Below are 19,512 nucleotides of genomic sequence, written 5' to 3'. Positions count from 1 at the left end.
CCATGGTCAACGCACTGCACGGCGGACTGCAGGTGGCCATCGACCTGGCCACCCGCCAGCGCGACCAGGCCGCGGCCCAGCTGTCGCAGGCCCGCAGTGCCGAGCGCGGGGCGCAGGAGCAGCTCGACCAGCTGCAGACCTACGCCGCCGAGGCCGAGAGCCGCTGGACGCTGCAGGCCCAGGTGCAGGCCTCGCCCGAGCTGATGCAGCACCACTACCAGTTCATGGCCCGGCTCTACCAGACGGTGGAGATGCAGCGCGGCGTGATGGCCCAGCATGCCCGCCAGATGAACGCCTGCGCGCTGCGGCTGCGCGACACCGAGCTGCGCCTGGGCAGCCTGCAGAAGGTGGTCGCGCGCAAGCACCTGGAGGCCGAGCGCCTGCAGGCCCGGCGCGACCAGAAGGACGTAGACGAATTCGCCGCGGTGCAGATGCGCCGGCTGGCGGCCGCACCCGCATTTGGAGGAGAAGACTGATGGCCATCGAATCGAAACCCATCGCCGCGTCCCACGCGCGCCCCGTCCGCAACGAGGCCTCGCGTGCCGCCGGCGCGGGTGCAGCGCCGCCGGCCGACGCCTTCTCGTCCCTGCTGGGCGGCTTCGGCGCCGAAGACTCGGTGGCCGAAGGCGATGCGGCGGCCGGCGACGGCACCGGCACCGCCGCTGCCCCCGGCACGCCGCGCGGCCGTGGCAAGGGCGGCGTGCCGGGCATCGCCCCCGCGGACGGCCAGCAGCCCGACGCGGCCGCTGTCGCCCTGTCCGCCGCCCAGCTGGCCGATGCCCGTCCCGCGCCCCCGCCGGCGGGGGCCGGCGGCGATGCGGTCGCCGACACGGCGAGCGGCCTGGCCGGGGCGGTCGGTACCGCGGTTCCTGCGGCGGCCGGATCGGCCGGCGCAGGCTCCACGGTCGCTGCCGCCGGCGCGGCGGTGCCCGGCGCCCTGCCGGCCACCGGCGCCGCCACGCCGTCACAGCGCGCGGCGGGCGAGGCCGGTCGTGCGGCGATGGCGAAGGCCGACGCATCTGCCGCCGCGGCGGCCGCCACGGCCACCGGCGCCGCGCTCGCTACCGCGGTCGTCGGAACCGGTACGGCGGGTTCGCCGCCGCAGGGATCGGACGCATCGCCGGCCGACGGCACGGCCGCCCGTCTGGTGGCCGCGGCCGCAGGTGCTGCCGCAGGCGCCGGCAACCCGGCTGACGGGGCGGCCGGCAAGACCGCCGCCGGCCTGGCGGGCTTCACCAGCATCCTGGCGCAGATGCAGCACGCCTTCGCCCGCAACAGCGCGGCGCGCGACGCCGGCACCGCGGGCGGTGCGGAGTCCGTCGGCGCGGTGGCGACCGGCACGGCAACCGGTGCCGCCGGCCTGTCGGGCCTGGCCGCCAGGAGCGGCACCGGCAGCGCGGCCACCGATGCGCGGGACGCGCTGCGCACCGGCGCCGACCCGGTCCGCGGTCTTTCCGCCGTCGACCTGCTGCCGCTGGCCTCGGCCGGCGCCGACACGCCGCGCGGCGGCCACGGCGGCGGCGACCGCCCTGCCACCGGCGCACCGGATGCTGCCACCACCGCCGGCTTCGGCATTTCCGGCACCGGCGATGCGGCCGCCTGGCGCAGCGTGTCGGCGGCGGACGCCAGCGCCGCCGCGGTGCAGGACGGCACGGCCCAGCTCTCGGCCGAAGACCGGCTGGCCGACCAGGTCAGCTACTGGGTCAACCAGAAGACGCAGAGCGCCGAGATGACGCTCGACGCCTTCGGTGGCGTGCCGGTGGAGGTGCGCATCTCGCTCACCGGCTCCGACGCCCAGGTGTCGTTCCGCAGCGACCAGGCCGACGCCCGGGCCCTGCTGGGCGGCGCCGAGGCCGACCTGCGCGAGATGCTGCAGAAGGAGGGCCTGAACCTGACCGGCCTGAGCATCGGCGGCTCCGATGCGCGGGGCACGGCGCAGTCCGGCCACGGCGGCAGCGGGAACGGCACCGGCCGCGACGGTGGCCGGGACGGCCGCGGCGTGCGCCAGGGCGGGGTCGCCGCCATCGACGGCGTGGCGGGCGGCGGCGCGGCGCGCGCGCCGGCCGGCGCGGTGGCGGGCCGGGCGCTCGACCTGTTCGTGTAGGGCGCGCACAACGCTGCACCGCATCCAGCACTCCGGGGCATTCCGGCGCGCAGCGGGGTGGCGGGCGGCCGAATCGCCGGCCCTGGAGGGGCGGCGACGGGTGAAAGCCCTGTTTTCCGCCCCTATTCGCCGGACCGGAGGGGTCTGCAGGGCGAATAATCGCGTCATCTGCCGACGATCCGGGCGCCGCGCGTACCGGGCGGACGGCAGCCACCCGATCCGCCCCGAGGAAAGACCCACGTGTCCAAAGCCGCCGCCGCCCCTGCCACCGATGCCGCCGCACCGGTGAAGAAGTCCAAGAAGAAGCTGATCCTGGCCCTGCTGGTATTGGTCGTCTTGCTGGGCGCGGGCGGTGCGGGCGCCTGGTGGTTCACCCACCGCGCCGCGGCCGATGCCGACGACGAGGACGGCGCCCCCGCCGCCGAGGCGCACCACGACGCGCCGGCCGCCAAGCCCGGCACGCCGCCCACGTTTTTGCCGGTCGACAACATGGTCGTCAACCTGGCCGACCCGGGCGGCGACCGCTTCGCCCAGATCGGCGTGACCTTCGAGGTGACCGACGCCAAGGTGGCCGACCAATTGAAGCTCTACATGCCCTCGATCCGCAGCGCCATGCTGATGCTGGTCTCGCAGCGCACCGCGGCCGAGCTGCTGCAGCGCGACGGCAAGGAGAAGCTGGCCGCCGACATCATGGCCGAAGCCGGCAAGCCGCTGGGTTACGTGCCGCCCGACGAGGGCGAGGACGCCACCGCAAAGGCAAAGGCTACGAAGAAGAAAAAGGCCAAGTCGGCGCCCAACCCGGTGCGCGGCGTGCTCTTCTCCAGCTTCATCATCCAGTGACGGAGCCACGACATGAGTGAAGCGTTTCTATCGCAGGAAGAGGTCGATGCCCTTCTCGAAGGCGTCACCGGCGAGAGCCAGAAGATCGTCGAGGACGTGCCCGAGGCGGGCTCGATCCGCAACTACGACATCTCGAGCCAGGAGCGGATTGTCCGCGGCCGGATGCCGACGATGGAAATCGTCAACGAGCGCTTCGCCCGCAACCTGCGCGTCGGCCTGTTCAACTTCATCCGCCGCAACCCCGAAGTCTCGGTGGGTACGGTGTCGGTGCAGCGCTACAGCGCGTTCCTGCGCGAGCTGGCGGTGCCGACCAACTTCAACATCGCGGCGATCCGTCCGCTGCGCGGCAGCGGCCTGATCGTCTGCGAGCCTTCGCTGGTGTTCGGCGTGATCGACACGCTCTACGGCGGCGTCGGCAAGTTCCAGACCCGGATCGAGGGCCGCGACTTCTCCGCCACCGAGCAGCGGGTCATCAACCGCCTGGTCGACGTGATCTGCGAGGAATACAAGAAGGCCTGGAAGGGCATCTACCCGCTGGAGCTGGAGTACCAGCGCTCGGAGATGCAGCCCCAGTTCGCCAACATCGCCACGCCCAGCGAGATCGTGGTGTCGACCCAGTTCCAGCTGGAGATCGGCGACATCGCCGGCTCGATCCACCTGTGCATGCCCTACGCCACGCTGGAGCCGATCCGCGACGTGCTGTTCTCGTCCACCCAAGGCGATTCGATCGAGGTGGACCGCCGCTGGGTCAAGCTGCTCTCGCGCGAGATCCAGGCGGCCGAGGTGGAGCTGGTGGCGCAACTGGCCACGGCCGACGCCACGGTGGAGCAGCTGCTCGCGATGAAGCCGGGCGATTTCATCGAGCTGGACCGCCTCCCGCGGATCCAGGCCACGATCGGCGGGGTGCCGATGTTCGACTGCCAGTACGGCACCCACAACAACAAGTACGCCATCCGCATCGAGGAAAGCCTGCGGGGCCAGGATCTGAACTGGATTGGAGATAAGAATGTCAACTGACGATACCAACGGTGGTGGCGGCGACGACGACATGTCCGCCTGGGCAGAGGCCCTGGAAGAAGCCAAGACCGCGCCCTCGCGCGACGAGGTCGAGCAGGGCGGCCCGCTCTTCGGCAACGTGGCGCAGGCCACCTCCTCGTCGATGGCCGACGCGGCGCTCGGCGACATCAACCGGGTGCTCGACATCCCGGTGCAGCTCTCGGTGGAGCTGGGCCGCACCAAGGTGCCGATCAAGTACATCCTGCAGCTGGCGCAGGGCTCGGTCGTCGAACTCGACGCCCTGGCCGGCGAGCCGATGGACGTGCTGGTCAACGGCTACCTGATCGCCCAGGGCGAGGTGGTGGTGGTCAACGACAAGTTCGGTATCCGGCTGACCGACGTGGTCACCCCGTCCGAGCGGCTGCGCCGGGTCAGCAAGGGATGATGACGCAGGCGCTCCTCTCGGTCGTCGCGTTCGTCGCGGTGCTGGCCCTGCTGCCCTGGGGCATCAAGTGGGTGCAGCGCCGCACGGCCGCGGGCGGCGTGGCGGGCACCGGCCATGCCACGTCGCGCATCGTCGCGGCGGTCGCCGTCGGCCCGCAGCAGCGGGTGATGACCATCGAGGTGGGGCCCGAATCGGCCCGCACCTGGATCGTGGTGGGCGTGACGCCGCAGGCGATCACCGCCCTGCACACCCTGCCGGCCCCCGATTTCGCCCAGGCCGCCGCCGCGGCCGCCCGCCTGCAGCAAGCGCACGACCACGCCGAGCCCGGCCATACCGGAGGCCCGCATGCCTGACGCGGTGCAGACCCGCAGGGCACCTGCGGTGCGCAACGCCCTGCGCTGGGCGGCGGCCGCCGCGCTGGTCGTGGCCCTGCCGCTGGCCTCGGCCCAGACGGCCACGCCCAACGGCCAGCTGCCGCTCCTGATCGGCAACGGCGCGGCCGGCACCAGTTTCTCGGTGCCGATCCAGACGCTGCTGTTCTTCACCGCGCTGTCGTTCCTGCCGGCGGTGCTGCTGATGATGACCTCGTTCACCCGGATCGTCATCGTGCTGTCGCTGCTGCGCCAGGCGCTCGGCACCCAGTCGGCGCCGCCCAACCAGATCGTGATCGGCCTGTCGCTGTTCCTGAGCTTCTTCGTCATGGGCCCGACCTTGGACAAGGTGTATGCCGACGCCTACCAGCCCTACAGCGCCAACCAGATCTCGTTCGAGCAGGCGCTGGAGCGCGGCGAATCGCCGGTGCGCCAGTTCATGCTGAAGCAGACGCGCCAGTCCGACTTCGCCCTGTTCGCCCGCCTGGCCCGGCTGCCCGCCGGCACCACCGCCGAGACCGCGCCCTTCCGGGTGCTGGTGCCGGCCTTCGTCACCAGCGAGCTGAAGTCGGCCTTCCAGATCGGCTTCATGATCTTCATCCCGTTCCTGGTGATCGACATCGTCGTCGCCAGCATCCTGATGTCGCTCGGCATGATGATGCTGTCGCCGGTGCTGGTGGCGCTGCCGTTCAAGCTCATGCTCTTCGTGCTGGCCGACGGCTGGAACCTGCTCATCGGCTCCCTGGCGGCTAGTTTTGTTCAGTAGGCACCCATGAACCCGCAATTCGTCCTCTCCACCGGCCAGGAAGCGCTGCTGCTGATGATCACCGTCTCGATGCCGATGCTGGCGACGGTGATGGTGGTGGGGCTGGTAGTCAGCATCTTCCAGGCGATCACCCAGATCAACGAATCGACCCTCTCCTTCGTGCCCAAGCTGATCGCCGCGATGGTCGTCTTCGCCGTCGCCGGCCCGTGGATGCTGACGACCCTGGTCGACTACCTGCGCCGCACGATCGAATCCATTCCCACGCTGGCGGCATGACCCGCCGCTCCGGGCCGCGGCCGTGATCTCGATCACCGAGGCGCAGCTGGCCGCCTGGCTGTCGCCGATCCTCTGGCCGTTCCTGCGGGTGATGGCGCTGTTCAGCGTGGCGCCGGTCTTCTCGCTGCGGTCGATCCCGATGCGCGCCAAGATCGGCCTGGCGTTCCTGGTGTCGCTGGCGGCGCAGGCCAGCCTGGTGGGGCAGCCGGTGATCAGCATCAACGGGCCCGGCGCGCTGGGCGCGGTGGTGCAGCAGGTGGGCGTGGGCCTGGCGATCGGCTTCGCGGTGCGGCTGGTGTTCGCCGCGGTGGAGCTGGCCGGCGAACTGATCGGCCTGCAGATGGGCCTGAACTTCGCCGCCTTCTTCGACCCCAGCACCAGCACCCAGGTGAGCGCCGTCTCGCGCTTCCTGGGCCATATGTCGATCCTGCTGTTCGTGGTGATCAACGGCCACCTGACGCTGCTGATGGCGGTGATCCGCAGCTTCGAGGCGTTCCCGGCCGATGGCAGCTTTCTCGACGTGGTCGCCACCACCCGGCTGCACCTGCTGGGCACCGAACTCTTCGCCAGCGCCCTGTGGATCGCGCTGCCGCTGATCGGGCTGATGCTCTTCGTCAACCTGGTGCTGGGCGTGATCTCGCGGGTCGCGCCGCAGATGAACATCTACGCGATCGGCTTTCCGGTGACGCTGACCATGGGCATGGTGGGCATCGCCGCGACCTTGCCGATGCTCGACCAGCCGGTGATGGCGCTGATGCAGAAGGTGATCGACCTCTTCGCCAGATGAAGCCCACCCCCAGGCTGCGCGCTTCGCGTCTTCGCCTCCCCCTGCGAAGGAGCACGACCGGTGGACCGGCGGGCTGCGCCGCTGCAGGGAGCCGATTGCGCTATGGTCGCTGCAAAAATCATAGCGTGTGGTCGGCGTGCATGGCGGGCTTCGGCATGATTTGTGCCTGAAATGCTTGCTGGACGCCGGCTACCTGCTATCGTTTTCGATCAAACCAATCCGTTGCGAATGGCGTACACCGTCAGTTCGGCGTTGTTCGACAGGCCCAGCTTCTCCAGCACCCGGGTGCGGTAGACGCTGACGGTCTTGGGGCTGAGCATCAATTCCTCGGCGATGTCCGAGAGGCGTCGGCCGGAAGCGATCTTGAGCAGGGTCTGCAGCTCGCGCTCCGACAGGCTGGCGTGGGGCGAGTCGGCGATCGGCTTGGAGACGCTTTCAGCCAGCATCTGTGCGACTTCGGGGGTCAGGTACTTGCGGCCCTGGGCCACGACGCGCACCGCGGCGACCAGCTCTTCCGGCGCGCCGGCCTTGTTCATGTAGCCGTAGGCGCCGGCGCGCAGGCAGCGGATCGCATACTGGTCTTCGGGGTACATCGACACCACCAGGACGCGGATCTCGGAATCGGTTTCCTTCAGGGCGGCCAGCACCTCCAGGCCGCCGCGGCCGGGCATCGAGAGATCGAGCAGCAGCACGTCGCAGGCGGCGGTGCGCATCGCCTCGCGCAGCTCGGCATAGCTGCCGGCCTCGGCGGTGACGGTGATGTCGACCGCTTCGCAGAGCGTGTCGCGCACGCCGCGCCGCACCAGGGCATGGTCGTCGCACAGGATGACGCGGATCATGGCGCTACTTCCCCTTGTTCTGCTTCCTCGTCCGGGTCGGCCAGGGCGGCGGCACCGGCGGCGCCGGGCAGCGGCACCGACAGGACCAGCGCCGTGCCCTGGCCGGGGGCCGAACTGATGTCGAGCCAGCCGTCGACCGTCTTGGCCCGCTCCTGCAGGCCGCGCAGGCCGAAGGCCTTCGGCGTGTCGCGCGCGCCGGCGGGCAGGCCGCGGCCGTTGTCGGAGACCTCCAGGGTCAGCAGGCCGCCGCCGTCGGAGATGTCGATCGTCACCGCGGTGCACTGGGCGTACTTGGTGATGTTGGTCAGCGCTTCCTGCGCGGTGCGGTAGGCGACCAGTTCCACCTCGGCCGAGAGCGCCGGCTTCTTCAGCGGCGCGTGGACCTGCACCGCGATGCCGGTGCGACGCTCGAAACCCTCCACCAGCCACTGGATCGCCGCGGTCAGCCCCTGGTCCAGGATGGGCGGGCGCAGGTTCATCATGATCCGCTGGCTGGCGCCGATCGCGTGGCGCAGCATGTCGCCGGCCGCCTGGGCGTGGCGCTGCATCTCGTCCTGGGTGGCATGCCGGGCGATCCAGGCCAGGTCGAACTTGACGGCGGTCAGCGCGCCGCCGATGTCGTCGTGGATCTCGCGGGCGATCGCGGCGCGCTCCTGCTCGATGCTGGTCTGCAGGTGCTCGGTGAGTTCGGCCAGGCGGCGCTCGGACGCGGCCAGCTCCCGCACCGCCTCTTCCCGGGCGAAGCGGGCGTGGCGCACCTCGATCGACCGGGCGATGACGTGCGGCAGCTTGGCCATGTCGTCCTTCAGCAGGTAGTCGCTGATGCCGCGCCGGATCGCGTCGACCGCCGCCGCCTCGCCGATCGCGCCCGACAGCAGCACGAAGGGCGGCAGGGCCGCCGCGCCCCGGGCGGAGACCGCCTCCCAGGCATCGACCGCGGTGAAGCCCGGCAGCCGGTAGTCGGCCACCACCGCGTCGAAGCCGCCGGCGTCCAGGGCCGATTGCAGCGCCTCGAGTGTTTCGACCCGGCACATTTCGAATGGCGCGCCGGAGCGTTGTAGGGTATGCCGCACCAACGCATGGTCGGCGTCGGAGTCTTCCAGGTGGAGAATCCTCAGCGTCGGGGAGTCGGAGGAGGCGTAGGGCTGCATGCGGACCCCATCATAGGCGCCGACCCGCACGGCGCGAAGACAGGCAGCTGCTGCGCCGTCGCACCGCGGGATGGCACGGGTGTTGCAAATATGTGTGAAGTCTCCGGATTTTGTGCCGATATGTACAGGACCCAGGCCAGATGCACCAGAATAAGCAAACAGGCCCCGGCCGCCGAAAGGCGTCCCCCGCACTGCAGGGATTGGCAGGGACGGAGAATCCATGCAACAGACGTTCGCATCCCACGACGGTCCAGCCGTTCAGCTACCCCTGATGGTGGTGGCCGAGGTCCAGGACTCGCTGCTCGTGGTCATGCACGACCTGCAGCGCCTCGAGGGCCTGCTCAGCCACGCCGCGGACAATCTGATGGAGCGTTTCGGCGCTGCGTCGCAGAGCCTGAACGGTGTCGAGGGCGCGCCGCACGACGCCGACGCGGTGGAGAGCGCGCGCTCGGCGCTGCGCCACGCCGTGACCGAGCTGCAGTTCCAGGACATGGCCTCCCAGTTGATCGTGCACACCACGCGGGTCCTGCAGGGATGTGCCTTCCGTCTCGCCTCCGAGGCCATGGGCCAGGAGGAGGGCGAGGAAGCGATGCCCGAGATCGCGCCCGAGCGGCCCAACCCGGTGACCCAGAGCGAGATGGACGCCGGGTCCATCGAACTCTTCTGAAGCGCGCGCCGCGCCTGTTCAGTCTCTCACTATCACGTTCTTTGCTGGAGCTCCCACATGCTGTCGATCCTCGCTGTTGATGATTCACCATCCATGCGAAAAATGGTTTCCTTCACCCTGACCAGCGCCGGCTACCACGTGGTCGAGGCGGTGGACGGACAGGACGCCTTCGAGAAGGCCCAGACCGAGAAGATCGACCTGGTGCTGGCCGACCAGAACATGCCGCGTCTCGACGGCATCGGCCTGACCCGCATGCTGCGCGACACGCCCAAGTTCAAGACCACGCCGATCCTGATCCTCACCACCGAGTCGAGCGACCAGATGAAGCAGGCCGGCCGCGCCGCCGGCGCCACCGGCTGGCTGGTCAAGCCGTTCGATCCGAACCGCCTGATCGAAGTCATCCAGAAGGTCACCCGCTGAACGCGGCCCGACCTGTCCATCCAGTTTCCATGCCAATGATTTATCAGGGACCCCGCCATGTCTGATGTCCACCAAGAGAGCGCAGGTGGCGCCGGGGCCGATTTCGACCTCAGCCAGTTCTACGAGATCTTCTTCGAGGAGGCCGGCGAGAACCTCGACCAGATGGAGCAGATGCTGCTCGACCTGGACCTGAGCGCCGCCGACGACGAAGAGCTCAACGGCATCTTCCGCTGCGCCCACTCGATCAAGGGCGGCGCCGCCACCTTCGGTTTCGCCGACGTGGCCGAGCTGACCCACCAGATGGAGTCGCTGCTCGACCGCCTGCGCCGCCACGAGCTGCAGCCGGTGCCGGCGATGGTCGACGTACTGCTGGAGTCGGCCGACGCCTCCCGTAGCCTGCTGGCCCGCCACCAGGCCGGCGGCGCGGGCGAATCGCTCGACACCTCCGCCCTGGTGCGCCGCATCGCGGCCCTGGCCGCCGGCGAAGTGCCGGCCGCCGCACCCGTGGCCGCACCGGCACCGGCACCCGCGCCGGCACCAGTTGCTGCCGCACCGGCGCCTGCTCCGGTCGCAGCGGCTCCGGCGGCCGCCGTCGAGCCAGGCGGCACCCGCTCGCTCGAGATCCGGATCGGGCCGCTCGACAATCCCGGCCAGGCCGACGCGCTGCGCGAACTGTTCCGCGACATCCCCGGCCTGGGCACGATCGAGACGCTGCCCAGCAGCAGCGCCGACACCCGTGTCTTCGCGGTCGAGACCACCTCGTCCGACGAAGACCTGCTCGACCTGTTCGTCTTCCACGTCGCCAAGGAGCAGGTCCGCATCTCCGTCCGCGGCGCCGCTGCCGCGGAGCCGGCACCGGCACCGGCCGCCGCGCCCGCCGCCGAAGGCCCGCACGACAACGACCCCGACCTGGTCGAGGCCGCGATCGCCGCCAAGGCGCCGTTCGGCTTCTTCCACGACGCACCCGGCTCGCCGATCGCTTCCTACGGACTGTTCGACGGCGCACCCGGTGCGCCGGCATCGGCCGGCGGCACCGCCAAGCCGGCCGAGGGCCGCGCACCCACCGAGGCCGCAGGCCCCAAGCCGGGCGCACAGGCGCAGCAGCTCGAAGCCACCACGATCCGCGTCGGCGTCAGCAAGGTCGACCAGCTGATCAACCTGGTCGGCGAGCTGGTGATCACCCAGGCGATGCTGGCGCAGAACAGCCAGGGGCTCGACCCGGCCGCCTATCAGCAGCTGCTGAGCGGCCTGGCCGACCTGGACCGCAACACCCGCGATCTGCAGGAATCGGTGATGTCGATCCGCATGATCCCGATGTCGACCGTGTTCAGCCGCTTCCCGCGGATGCTGCGCGATCTGGCCACGAAGCTCGGCAAGAAGGTCGACTTCGTCACCCAGGGCGAGGCGACCGAACTAGACAAGGGCCTGGTCGAGAAGATCACCGACCCGCTGACCCACCTGGTGCGCAACAGCTGCGACCACGGCATCGAGCCGCCCGAGCAGCGCCTGGCCGCCGGCAAGTCCGAGAACGGCACGATCACGCTCTCGGCCTCCCACCAGGGCGGCTCGATCGTGATCGAGGTGCGCGACGACGGCCGCGGCCTGAACCGCGACAAGATCCTGTCGAAGGCACGCGAGCGCGGCATCGAGGTCTCCGACCAGATGACCGACGGCGACGTCTGGGGCCTGATCTTCGCGCCCGGCTTCTCCACCGCCGACGTGGTGACCGACGTGTCGGGCCGCGGCGTCGGCATGGACGTGGTCAAGAAGAACATCACAGCCCTCGGCGGCTCGGTCGAGATCGACTCGGCCGAAGGCTACGGCATGAAGGTGTCGGTGCGCTTGCCGCTGACGCTGGCGATCATGGACGGCATGTCGGTCCGGGTGGCGGGCGAGGTCTACATCCTGCCGCTGGCCTCGGTCATCGAATCGTTCCAGGTCGACGCGGCCGCGCTCAACACCATCGCCCAGGGCTCGCAGCTGGTGAAGGTGCGCGACGACTACATGCCGGTAGTGGCGCTGGAGAAGGTGTTCCAGATCCCGCGCGACCCGGACGACAAGGACGGCAACATCATGGTGGTGGTCGAGTCCGACGGCAGCCGTGTCTCGCTGCTGGTCGACGAGCTGCTCGGCCAGCACCAGGTGGTGGTGAAGAACCTCGAATCCAACTACCGGCGGGTGCCCAACATCTCGGGCGCCACCATCCTCGGCGACGGCAAGGTCGCGCTGATCCTCGACACCAGCGGCCTGGTGCGCCGCGCGCGGCACTGAGCGCCGCGCCCTTTCGCCCCCCGCAACCCCTTTCGAAGGAGAGAACCCCATGAGCAACGTTATCGGCAAGATCGGCGGCCAGGCCACCATCGGCGCCCGCGAGTACCTGACCTTCCGCCTGGACCAGGAGGAATACGGCATCGACATCCTGAAGGTGCAGGAGATCCGCGGCTACGAGCCGCCGACCCGCATCGCCAACGCGCCCGAGTTCATCAAGGGCGTGGTCAACCTGCGCGGCACGATCGTCCCGATCGTCGACATGCGGCTCAAGTTCAACTGCGCCAACGCCGACTACAACAGCTTCACCGTCGTCATCATCCTCAACCTGCGCAACCGGGTGGTCGGCATTGTGGTTGATTCGGTGAGCGACGTGCTCGAGCTGACGCCCGACAACATCAAGGCCGCGCCCGAGATCGAGAGCGTGGTCGACAACAACTGCATCCTGGGCCTGGGCTCGGTCGCCGAGCGCATGCTGATCCTGCTCGACATCGAGAAGCTGATGTCCAGCGTCGACATGGGCCTTGTGCCGCCCGCCCTGGCCGCCTGAGGCTGCGAGGACTCCCATGGCCGTTGCCGCAGCGCGCGAAAACCTCCTGGCTCCCGTGGCCGCCGCGGCGGCGCAGGGCCGGGAGTTCGTCTGGACCGACGCCGACTTCACCCGGGTCCGGGCGCTGATCTACCAGCGCGCCGGCATCAGCCTGCACGAGGGCAAGCATGCGATGGTCTACAGCCGGCTCTCGCGCCGGCTGCGCGACACCGGGCACACCAGCTTCCAGGAATACCTGGGCTGGCTGGAATCGGCCGACGGCGCGGCCGGCGCCGAATGGCAGGAGTTCGTCAACGCCCTCACCACCAACCTCACCGCCTTCTTCCGCGAGCAGCACCATTTCGAGATCCTGGCGCAGCACCTGGGCACCCGGCCCTCGGGCACGCCCTGGAGCGTCTGGTGCAATGCCGCCTCGACCGGCGAGGAGCCGTACTCGATCGTCATGACCGCGCTGGAGACGCTCGGCCCCAACGCCGCGTTCAAGCTGTCGGCGAGCGACATCGACTCGAAGGTGCTGGCCCATGCGGCGCAGGGCATCTACCGGCTCGACGCGCTCAAAGGCCTGTCGCCCGAACGCCAGCAGAAGTTCTTCATGCGCGGCAAGCAGAGCAATGCGGGCCTGGTGCGCGTCAAGCCCGAGCTGCGCCGCTTCATCGATTTCCTGAGCGTCAACCTGATCCGCGACGACTGGCCGTTCCGCGACCCTTTCGACGTGGTGTTCTGCCGCAACGTCATGATCTATTTCGACGCGCCCACCCAGCGCCGGGTGCTGGAGCGCATCCACCGCGTGATGAAGCCGGGCGGCATGCTCTTCGTGGGCCATGCCGAGAATTTCAGCGAATCGCGCGACCTGTTCACGCTGCGGGGAAAGACAGTCTATGAACGTCGCTAGCACCGCGACCCGTACCGCGGCCCCGGGCGCTGCGCCCTCCGCGGCGCCCTCTTCGCTGGAAAAGCTCAAGTCCCAGCCGCGCAAGGCGGGCGAGGCCTCGTTCTTCTACTTCGACCACCACTTCCAGTACAACGCGGTCAAGGTGCTGCCGGGCGAGTACTTCGTCTCCAACGAGCAGGTGGTGATCATGACGGTGCTGGGTTCGTGCATCGCGGCCTGCCTCTGGGACAGCCGCGCCGGCATCGGCGGCATGAACCACTTCATGCTGCCCGAGAGCGACGCGAGCGACGTCTCGGGCCGCTACGGCTCCTATGCGATGGAGCTGCTGATCAACGAGATGATGAAGGCCGGTGCGCGCCGGGAAAACCTGCAGGCCAAGATCTTCGGCGGCGGGCAGGTGATGGCCGGCTTCACCACGATGAACGTGGGCGAGCGCAACACCGCCTTCGTGAAGGAGTACCTGCGCACCGAACGGATCCCGATCCTGTCGGAAGACGTGCTCGACATCCATCCGCGCAAGGTCTGCTTTTTCCCGGTGATGGGCAAGGCGATGGTCAAGCGGCTGGCACACGCGCACCCGGAGTCGCTGCTGTCGCAGGAGCGGCGCGGCAATGCGGCCACGGTGGCGCACACTACGGCGGGCGGGTCGGTCGACCTGTTCTGAGAGCGCGCGGCGACCTGCACGGCGGGCCGCGGCGCCGCAGGCAACCTGAGAGACGGAAAACGAGAAGAGCATGAAGAAGATCCGCGTCATCGTGGTGGACGATTCGGCGCTGGTGCGCAGCCTGCTGTCGGAGATCATCAACCGCCAGCCCGACATGGAGTGCATCGGCACCGCCAACGATCCGCTGATCGCGCGCGAGATGATCCGCGAGCGCAACCCCGACGTGATCACGCTCGACGTCGAGATGCCGCGCATGGACGGCATCGACTTCCTCGGCCGGCTGATGCGGCTGCGGCCGATGCCGGTGGTGATGATCTCCACCCTGACCGAGCGCGGCGCCGAGGTCACCCTGCGCGCGCTGGAACTGGGCGCGACCGATTTCGTAGCCAAGCCCCGGGTGGGCGTGGCCAACGGCCTGAGCGAGCTGGCGACGCAGATCGTCGACAAGGTCCGCATCGCGGCCAAGGCGCAGATCCGCCGCGCACCGGCGCCTGCAGCCGCCCCGGCCGCGGCCTCTGGCACGACGGCCGCCCCGCCGCCTGCGACCAGCAGCGCCCTGCTCGGCCGGGTCTCGACCGAGAAGCTGATCTTCATCGGCGCTTCCACCGGCGGTACCGAGGCGATCCGCCATGTGCTGACCCCCCTGCCGGCCGATTGCCCGGCGATCCTGATCACCCAGCACATGCCGCCGGGCTTCACCACCAGCTTCGCCGCGCGGCTCAACGGGCTGTGCCGCATCACGGTGAAAGAGGCGACGCACGGCGAGCGCATCCTGCCCGGCCATGCCTACATCGCGCCGGGCGGCCGCCAGTTCAGCATCGGCCGCAGCGGCGCCAACTACATGGCGGTGGTGGAAGACACCGAGCCGGTCAACCGCCACAAGCCGTCGGTCGAGGTGCTGTTCCGCTCGGCCGCAGCCATGGCCGGCCGCAACGCGTACGGGATCATGCTGACCGGCATGGGCGCCGACGGCGCGAAGGCGATGCGCGAGATGAAGGACGCCGGCAGCTACAACTACGTGCAGGACGAGGCGAGTTGCATCGTCTTCGGCATGCCGCGCGAGGCGATCGCCCACGGTGCCGCCGACGAGGTGCTGCCGCTCGACCAGATCGCGCCCGCGCTGATCGGCCGGCTGCATGCGCCGGACCGGGTGCACCACCGCATCTAGCGCAGCGGCGGATTCCCATTGAAAAGTGGCTGCAGCCGGCTTGCGATGCCGGCTTCTAGCTACGAATTCGGTAGCAAGCGACTGTTTGTCGTATCGGACCGGCGCAGGGGTCAGAGCATCTCGTCGGGCGCGAACGGCCCGACCAGCTTCAGCATGATCTGCAGGCCGGTCCCCGCCTCCGGTTCGCTGTCGTAGACCTGGCCGGCGCGGGCGGTGTCGTGGGACGGCGCGTGCCAGCGCAGCCGGCCCTCGGGCGTCAGCTCCACCCGGTAGCAGTCGCCCATCGTCGATTCGAGGTTCTCGGTCAGTTCCTTCGACAGCACCTGGCTGCGGATCACCAGGCCCAGCTCGGTGTTCTGCAGGGCAGATCGCAGGTCGAGGTTCATCGACCCGACGACCAGCAGCCGGCCGTCCATCACCAGCGCCTTGGCATGCAGGCTCGACCGCGACTGCGGCGTGGAGCCGAAGATGCGCCGCCGGGTCTCGCCCTGCGCCTGCAGCTCGTACAGCTCCACCCCGGCGCGCAACAGGGCCTCGCGGTAGCGTGCATAGCCCACGTGGGCCAGCGGCGCGTCGTTGGAGGCCAGCGAGTTGGTCAGCACCCGCACCCGCACGCCGCGCTGGCGCAGGTCGGTGAAGGTCTTCATCATCGCCTCGCCCGGCACGAAATAGGGCGAGACGATCAGCAGGTCCTGGCGGGTGCGGCCCAGCAGGTGGACCAGGTCGTCGACCACGGTGCCGTCGGCGTCGGCCGGGTCCTGCTCGGAGTCTTCGGGGTCGATCTTCGATGGCTTGTCGGCCAGCAGCACCGCGGGCGCCCAGACCAGTTCGAGCCGGCCTTCGGCGATCTGCCGCGCCACATCGCCGGCGCCGGGGACGGTGCGGGCCTGGGGCTCCGCCGCCTGTGCGGTGGCGGAAGCGGCTTGATCGTTGTTCTGTTCGGCCTGCGCCGGGGCGGGCGCCGCCGGCGCGGCTTCTGCGCGGCGCTGGGCCGCCGCCGCTGCCTGCGCCTGGGGCCGCAGCTTGTCGCGCTCGCCCGGGCTCAGCAGCGTCGCGACCGGATAGGCCAGGTCGTCGTTCCAGTACCGGTCGAAGCTGCGCGACAAATCCTGCACCAGGCTGCCGGCCACCAGCACGTCCAGGTCGAGGAAGTTGCTCTTGTCGCCCTGGCCGAAGTATTCGTCGCCCAGGTTGCGGCCGCCGGTGACCGCCAGCGCGCTGTCGGCGATGAAGACCTTGTTGTGCATCCGCTGCTGGATACGGCTGAAGTCGAACAGCGAGCTGACGAGCCGCCCTGCCTGCGAACTGCGCGGGCCGAAGAGCGGATTGAAGAGCCGCACCTGGATGCCGGGCACCTCGTCGAGCATCAGCACCCGGGCATTCAGGCCGGCACTGTTGAAGTCGTCCAGCAGCACACGGATGCGCACGCCGCGGCCCGCGGCCTCGCGCAGCCGTTCGATCAGGGCCTCGGTTGAGCTGTCGTAATGGATGCTGTAGTACTGCAGGTCGAGCGTCTTCTCGGCGGCGGCGATCAGCGCCAGCCGGCTGCCGTAAGCGGTTTCCGAACTGCCCAGCAGGCGCATGCCGGAGGCGTTGCGGCTGGTGGGCGGCTGGGGCCGCAAAGCTGCCGTGGTGGCCGCGAGCGTGGTGCCGCCGACCGGCAGGGCCTGCGATGCCTCGCGCTGGGTATTGGGCGGCAGGCTGCCGCAGGCCGACAGCAATCCGACCAGTCCTGCGACCAGTGCTGCCTTCCATCGGCCATGCCACCGACCGGCGTCGTCGAGGCTAAACGGGAGGGCGGCAGCGGCACGAGCAAGCATGGGGGCGTCTTTCTGAACGCCTCGCGGCGTGGCGCCACTCTATCGGTCTGCCGCGCCGCGTCTGTCGGACGACAGCGCTGGCGGCATTTGCCCGGTCAGGAAGACAGCGTTTCCCAGCGATCGAGCGCTGCCAGCAGCAGGTCGTCGATCTCGGCGTTGCGCGCCGCGAGCGTCGCCGCACGCTGCGGATCGGTGCCGTACAGGCTGCCGTCGCCCAGCACGGTGTTGATCTCCGCCTGCTCGGCCTCCAGCGCCGCGATCTGCTCGGGCAGGCCGTCGAGCACACGCTGGTCCTTGTAGCTCAGCTTGCGCTTGGGGCTGGCCGAAGCGGCGGCCGCAGCAACCGGTGCGGGTGCGGGCGCCGGTGCAGCGGGCGCAGAGAGTGCCGCCGCCGGACCGGCGCGCTGCGCCAGTTCGCGCGCGCGGCGCGACTGGGTCAGCCAGTCCTGCACGCTGCCCTCGTATTCGCGCCAGTGGCCGTTGCCTTCGGCCACCAGCGTGCTGGTCACCACGTTGTCGAGGAAGGTCCGGTCGTGGCTCACCAGGAAGACGGTGCCCTCATAGTTCTGCAGCAGGTCTTCCAGCAACTCGAGGGTTTCGATGTCCAGGTCGTTGGTCGGCTCGTCGAGCACCAGCACGTTGGCCGGCCGCGCGAAGAGGCGGGCCAGCAGCAGCCGGTTGCGCTCGCCGCCGGAGAGCGAGCGCACCGGCGAGGTGGCGCGCGCCGGCGAGAACAGGAAGTCGCTCAGGTAGCTCTTGACATGCTTGCGCTGGTTGCCGATCTCGATCCACTCGCTGCCGGGGCTGATGAAGTCCTCGAGCGTGGCGTTCAGGTCGAGCGACTGGCGCATCTGGTCGAAGTACGCCACCTGCAAGTTGGAGCCCTGCCGCATCTTTCCGGAGTCGGGCTGCAGATCGCCCAGGATCATCTTCAGCAGGGTGGTCTTGCCCGCGCCGTTCGCACCGATCAGGCCGACCTTGTCGCCGCGCAGGATGGTGCCGGTGAAGTTGCGCACGATCGTCTTGTCGCCGAAGGACTTGCTCACTTCGGTCAGCTCCGCCACGATCTTGCCGGTCGGTACGCCCGAGGCCACGTCCAGCTTCACGCTGCCCAGCGCCTCGCGCCGTGCCGACCGCTGCGCACGCATGCTCTCCAGCCGGCCGATGCGGCTCTGGCTGCGCGTGCGGCGCGCCTCCACGCCCTTGCGGATCCAGATCTCTTCCTGGGCCAGCAGCTTGTCGGCCTTGGCGTTGACCACGTCCTCCTGCGCCAGCTGGTCGGCCTTCTGCACCAGGTAGGTGGCGAAGTTGCCGGGGTAGGAGCGCAGGTGGCCCCGGTCCAGCTCGACGATGCGGGTGGCCACCTTGTCGAGGAAGGAGCGGTCGTGGGTGATGGTGACCAGGCTGCCCTTGAAGTCGACCAGCAGCGTCTCCAGCCACTCGATCGAATCGAGGTCCAGGTGGTTGGTCGGCTCGTCCAGCAGCAGCACGGTCGGCTTCGCGACCAGCGCCTGGGCCAGCGCGACCCGCTTGCGCGTGCCGCCGGAGAGGTCGCCCACCAGCGCGTCGGGCGTCAGATGCAGCTTGGCGAGCGTTTCCTCGACCCGCTGCTCCCAGTTCCAGGCGTCGAGCGATTCGATCTCGGTCTGCAGCGCGTCGAGGTCTTCGCCTTCGTCGCCTGACAGGTAACGCTCACGTGCCGCGATCGCGCTGGCGATGCCGGCGCTGGCCGATTCGAAGACCGTGTGGGTCGGCACCAGGATGGGCTCCTGCGCCACATAGGCGATGCGGGTGCCCTGCTGCACCTGCACATGCCCGTCGTCGGGCTTCTCCATGCCACCCAGTATCTTGAGGAGAGAGGACTTGCCTGCGCCGTTGCGGCCGATCAGGCCGACCCGCTCGTTGGTTTCCAGGGAGAAGCCTGCGTGGTCGAGCAGCGCCACATGGCCGAAAGCCAGCTGCGCATCGAGAAGTGTGATGAGTGCCATATGGAGGGGGATTATCCGGACTGGAGGGCCTGCAGCGCGGCCTATGTTGCAGTGCACCGTCCAGCGGAAGGTGTGTTCGATTCCCCGCAAGAGAACGGAATGGGGCCTATGCTCAAAACAGGTTGTTTTGCTGTGCTACAGTCGAGGGCTTCGCTGCACGGAGGTGGTCTTCAGGGACTGGCTGATGCGCAGCGAGGTGAGTAGCCAAGAATTTGTCTCTTCTTCGAAAGATCTTGANAGTCGAGGGCTTCGCTGCACGGAGGTGGTCTTCAGGGACTGGCTGATGCGCAGCGAGGTGAGTAGCCAAGAATTTGTCTCTTCTTCGAAAGATCTTGAGACGCCCCGGATTTCCGGTATATAATTCGAGGCTCTGCAGAATTCGGCGGTCTGGTTGCGGTGCTGCTTCGGTGGTGTGTGCGGCGGGATGGTTGAAAGAGGCGGAAAGCAAAAAAAGTTTGACGGTACTTAAAAAACCGTGCTAGAATTTGAGGCTCTGCTGA

The 19,512-nt window shown here is 69.2% G+C and carries 20 protein-coding genes; 16 read left to right on the top strand and 4 right to left on the bottom strand.

Annotated elements, in window-relative coordinates:
• Positions 1–2 precede the first annotated feature (2 nt).
• The 9 genes from fliJ to fliR all read left to right on the top strand — a co-directional run bounded on the left by fliJ (position 3) and on the right by fliR (position 6,585).
• On the top strand, positions 3–476 hold the full coding sequence (fliJ, locus tag ASE76_RS15695) for a flagellar export protein FliJ (protein ID WP_055841519.1): 474 nt from the start codon (positions 3–5) through the stop codon (positions 474–476).
• Positions 476–2,104: a flagellar hook-length control protein FliK gene (locus ASE76_RS21265; RefSeq protein ID WP_055841517.1), complete on the top strand. Its 1,629-nt coding sequence runs from the start codon at positions 476–478 to the stop codon at positions 2,102–2,104. The genes fliJ and ASE76_RS21265 overlap by 1 nt, the downstream gene beginning before the upstream one ends.
• 240 nt (positions 2,105–2,344) lie before the next feature.
• Entirely contained in the window at positions 2,345–2,944 is a 600-nt protein-coding gene (gene fliL / locus ASE76_RS15685) for a flagellar basal body-associated protein FliL (RefSeq protein WP_055841514.1), read from the top strand.
• Between the two features lie 12 nt (positions 2,945–2,956).
• Complete coding sequence (fliM, locus tag ASE76_RS15680) at positions 2,957–3,961, top strand: flagellar motor switch protein FliM (protein WP_055841511.1); 1,005 nt, start codon at positions 2,957–2,959, stop codon at positions 3,959–3,961.
• Entirely contained in the window at positions 3,951–4,385 is a 435-nt protein-coding gene (fliN, locus tag ASE76_RS15675; RefSeq protein ID WP_055841509.1) for a flagellar motor switch protein FliN, read from the top strand. Before fliM ends, fliN begins: the two co-directional genes overlap by 11 nt.
• The gene (locus tag ASE76_RS15670; protein WP_055841506.1) at positions 4,385–4,738 is read left to right on the top strand and encodes a flagellar biosynthetic protein FliO; all 354 of its coding nucleotides are present in this window, start codon (positions 4,385–4,387) and stop codon (positions 4,736–4,738) included. Before fliN ends, ASE76_RS15670 begins: the two co-directional genes overlap by 1 nt.
• Positions 4,731–5,522, top strand: coding sequence for a flagellar type III secretion system pore protein FliP (gene fliP, locus ASE76_RS15665; RefSeq protein ID WP_055841503.1), 792 nt, complete (start codon positions 4,731–4,733; stop codon positions 5,520–5,522). Before ASE76_RS15670 ends, fliP begins: the two co-directional genes overlap by 8 nt.
• A 6-nt stretch (positions 5,523–5,528) precedes the next feature.
• Positions 5,529–5,798 (top strand): flagellar biosynthesis protein FliQ, encoded by a 270-nt coding sequence (fliQ, locus tag ASE76_RS15660; protein ID WP_055841501.1) that lies wholly within the window; start codon positions 5,529–5,531, stop codon positions 5,796–5,798.
• Between the two features lie 22 nt (positions 5,799–5,820).
• On the top strand, positions 5,821–6,585 hold the full coding sequence (fliR, locus tag ASE76_RS15655) for a flagellar biosynthetic protein FliR (RefSeq protein WP_055841498.1): 765 nt from the start codon (positions 5,821–5,823) through the stop codon (positions 6,583–6,585).
• 209 nt (positions 6,586–6,794) lie between these two features.
• Here the strand turns inward: fliR and ASE76_RS15650 are convergent, their stop codons facing one another.
• Entirely contained in the window at positions 6,795–7,424 is a 630-nt protein-coding gene (locus ASE76_RS15650) for a response regulator transcription factor (protein ID WP_055841495.1), read from the bottom strand.
• Positions 7,421–8,575 carry a histidine kinase gene (locus ASE76_RS15645; protein ID WP_055841492.1) on the bottom strand — a complete coding sequence of 385 codons (1,155 nt, stop codon included), beginning with the start codon at positions 8,573–8,575 and terminating at the stop codon, positions 7,421–7,423. The genes ASE76_RS15650 and ASE76_RS15645 overlap by 4 nt, the downstream gene beginning before the upstream one ends.
• A gap of 220 nt (positions 8,576–8,795) precedes the next feature.
• On the opposite strand from ASE76_RS15645, the gene ASE76_RS15640 reads away from it, so the two are divergent.
• The 7 genes from ASE76_RS15640 (at position 8,796) to ASE76_RS15610 (ending at position 15,204) form a co-directional block, all read left to right on the top strand.
• Complete coding sequence (locus ASE76_RS15640; protein WP_055841491.1) at positions 8,796–9,242, top strand: hypothetical protein; 447 nt, start codon at positions 8,796–8,798, stop codon at positions 9,240–9,242.
• A 57-nt stretch (positions 9,243–9,299) separates the two neighbouring features.
• Entirely contained in the window at positions 9,300–9,662 is a 363-nt protein-coding gene (locus tag ASE76_RS15635) for a response regulator (RefSeq protein WP_055841488.1), read from the top strand.
• 57 nt (positions 9,663–9,719) lie between these two features.
• Complete coding sequence (locus tag ASE76_RS15630) at positions 9,720–11,933, top strand: chemotaxis protein CheW (protein ID WP_055841485.1); 2,214 nt, start codon at positions 9,720–9,722, stop codon at positions 11,931–11,933.
• A gap of 49 nt (positions 11,934–11,982) precedes the next feature.
• The gene (locus ASE76_RS15625; RefSeq protein ID WP_055841481.1) at positions 11,983–12,480 is read left to right on the top strand and encodes a chemotaxis protein CheW; all 498 of its coding nucleotides are present in this window, start codon (positions 11,983–11,985) and stop codon (positions 12,478–12,480) included.
• Positions 12,481–12,496: 16 nt separating this feature from the next.
• On the top strand, positions 12,497–13,372 hold the full coding sequence (locus ASE76_RS15620) for a CheR family methyltransferase (protein ID WP_055841478.1): 876 nt from the start codon (positions 12,497–12,499) through the stop codon (positions 13,370–13,372).
• Positions 13,359–14,036: a chemoreceptor glutamine deamidase CheD gene (gene cheD, locus ASE76_RS15615; protein WP_055841475.1), complete on the top strand. Its 678-nt coding sequence runs from the start codon at positions 13,359–13,361 to the stop codon at positions 14,034–14,036. Before ASE76_RS15620 ends, cheD begins: the two co-directional genes overlap by 14 nt.
• 70 nt (positions 14,037–14,106) lie before the next feature.
• Positions 14,107–15,204 (top strand): chemotaxis response regulator protein-glutamate methylesterase, encoded by a 1,098-nt coding sequence (locus ASE76_RS15610; protein ID WP_055841473.1) that lies wholly within the window; start codon positions 14,107–14,109, stop codon positions 15,202–15,204.
• A 110-nt stretch (positions 15,205–15,314) separates the two neighbouring features.
• On the opposite strand, the gene ASE76_RS15605 is transcribed toward ASE76_RS15610, so the two are convergent.
• Positions 15,315–17,024 carry a phospholipase D family protein gene (locus ASE76_RS15605; protein WP_082448635.1) on the bottom strand — a complete coding sequence of 570 codons (1,710 nt, stop codon included), beginning with the start codon at positions 17,022–17,024 and terminating at the stop codon, positions 15,315–15,317.
• 95 nt (positions 17,025–17,119) lie between these two features.
• Positions 17,120–19,012, bottom strand: coding sequence for an ATP-binding cassette domain-containing protein (locus ASE76_RS15600; RefSeq protein ID WP_055841467.1), 1,893 nt, complete (start codon positions 19,010–19,012; stop codon positions 17,120–17,122).
• Between the last annotated feature and the right edge of the window lie 500 nt (positions 19,013–19,512).

The sequence above is a fragment of the Xylophilus sp. Leaf220 genome, from assembly GCF_001421705.1.
Lineage (GTDB): Bacteria > Pseudomonadota > Gammaproteobacteria > Burkholderiales > Burkholderiaceae_C > Xylophilus.
The sequence above is the reverse complement of the archived record's forward strand: the minus strand, read 5'-3'. Positions and strand labels throughout refer to the sequence as shown.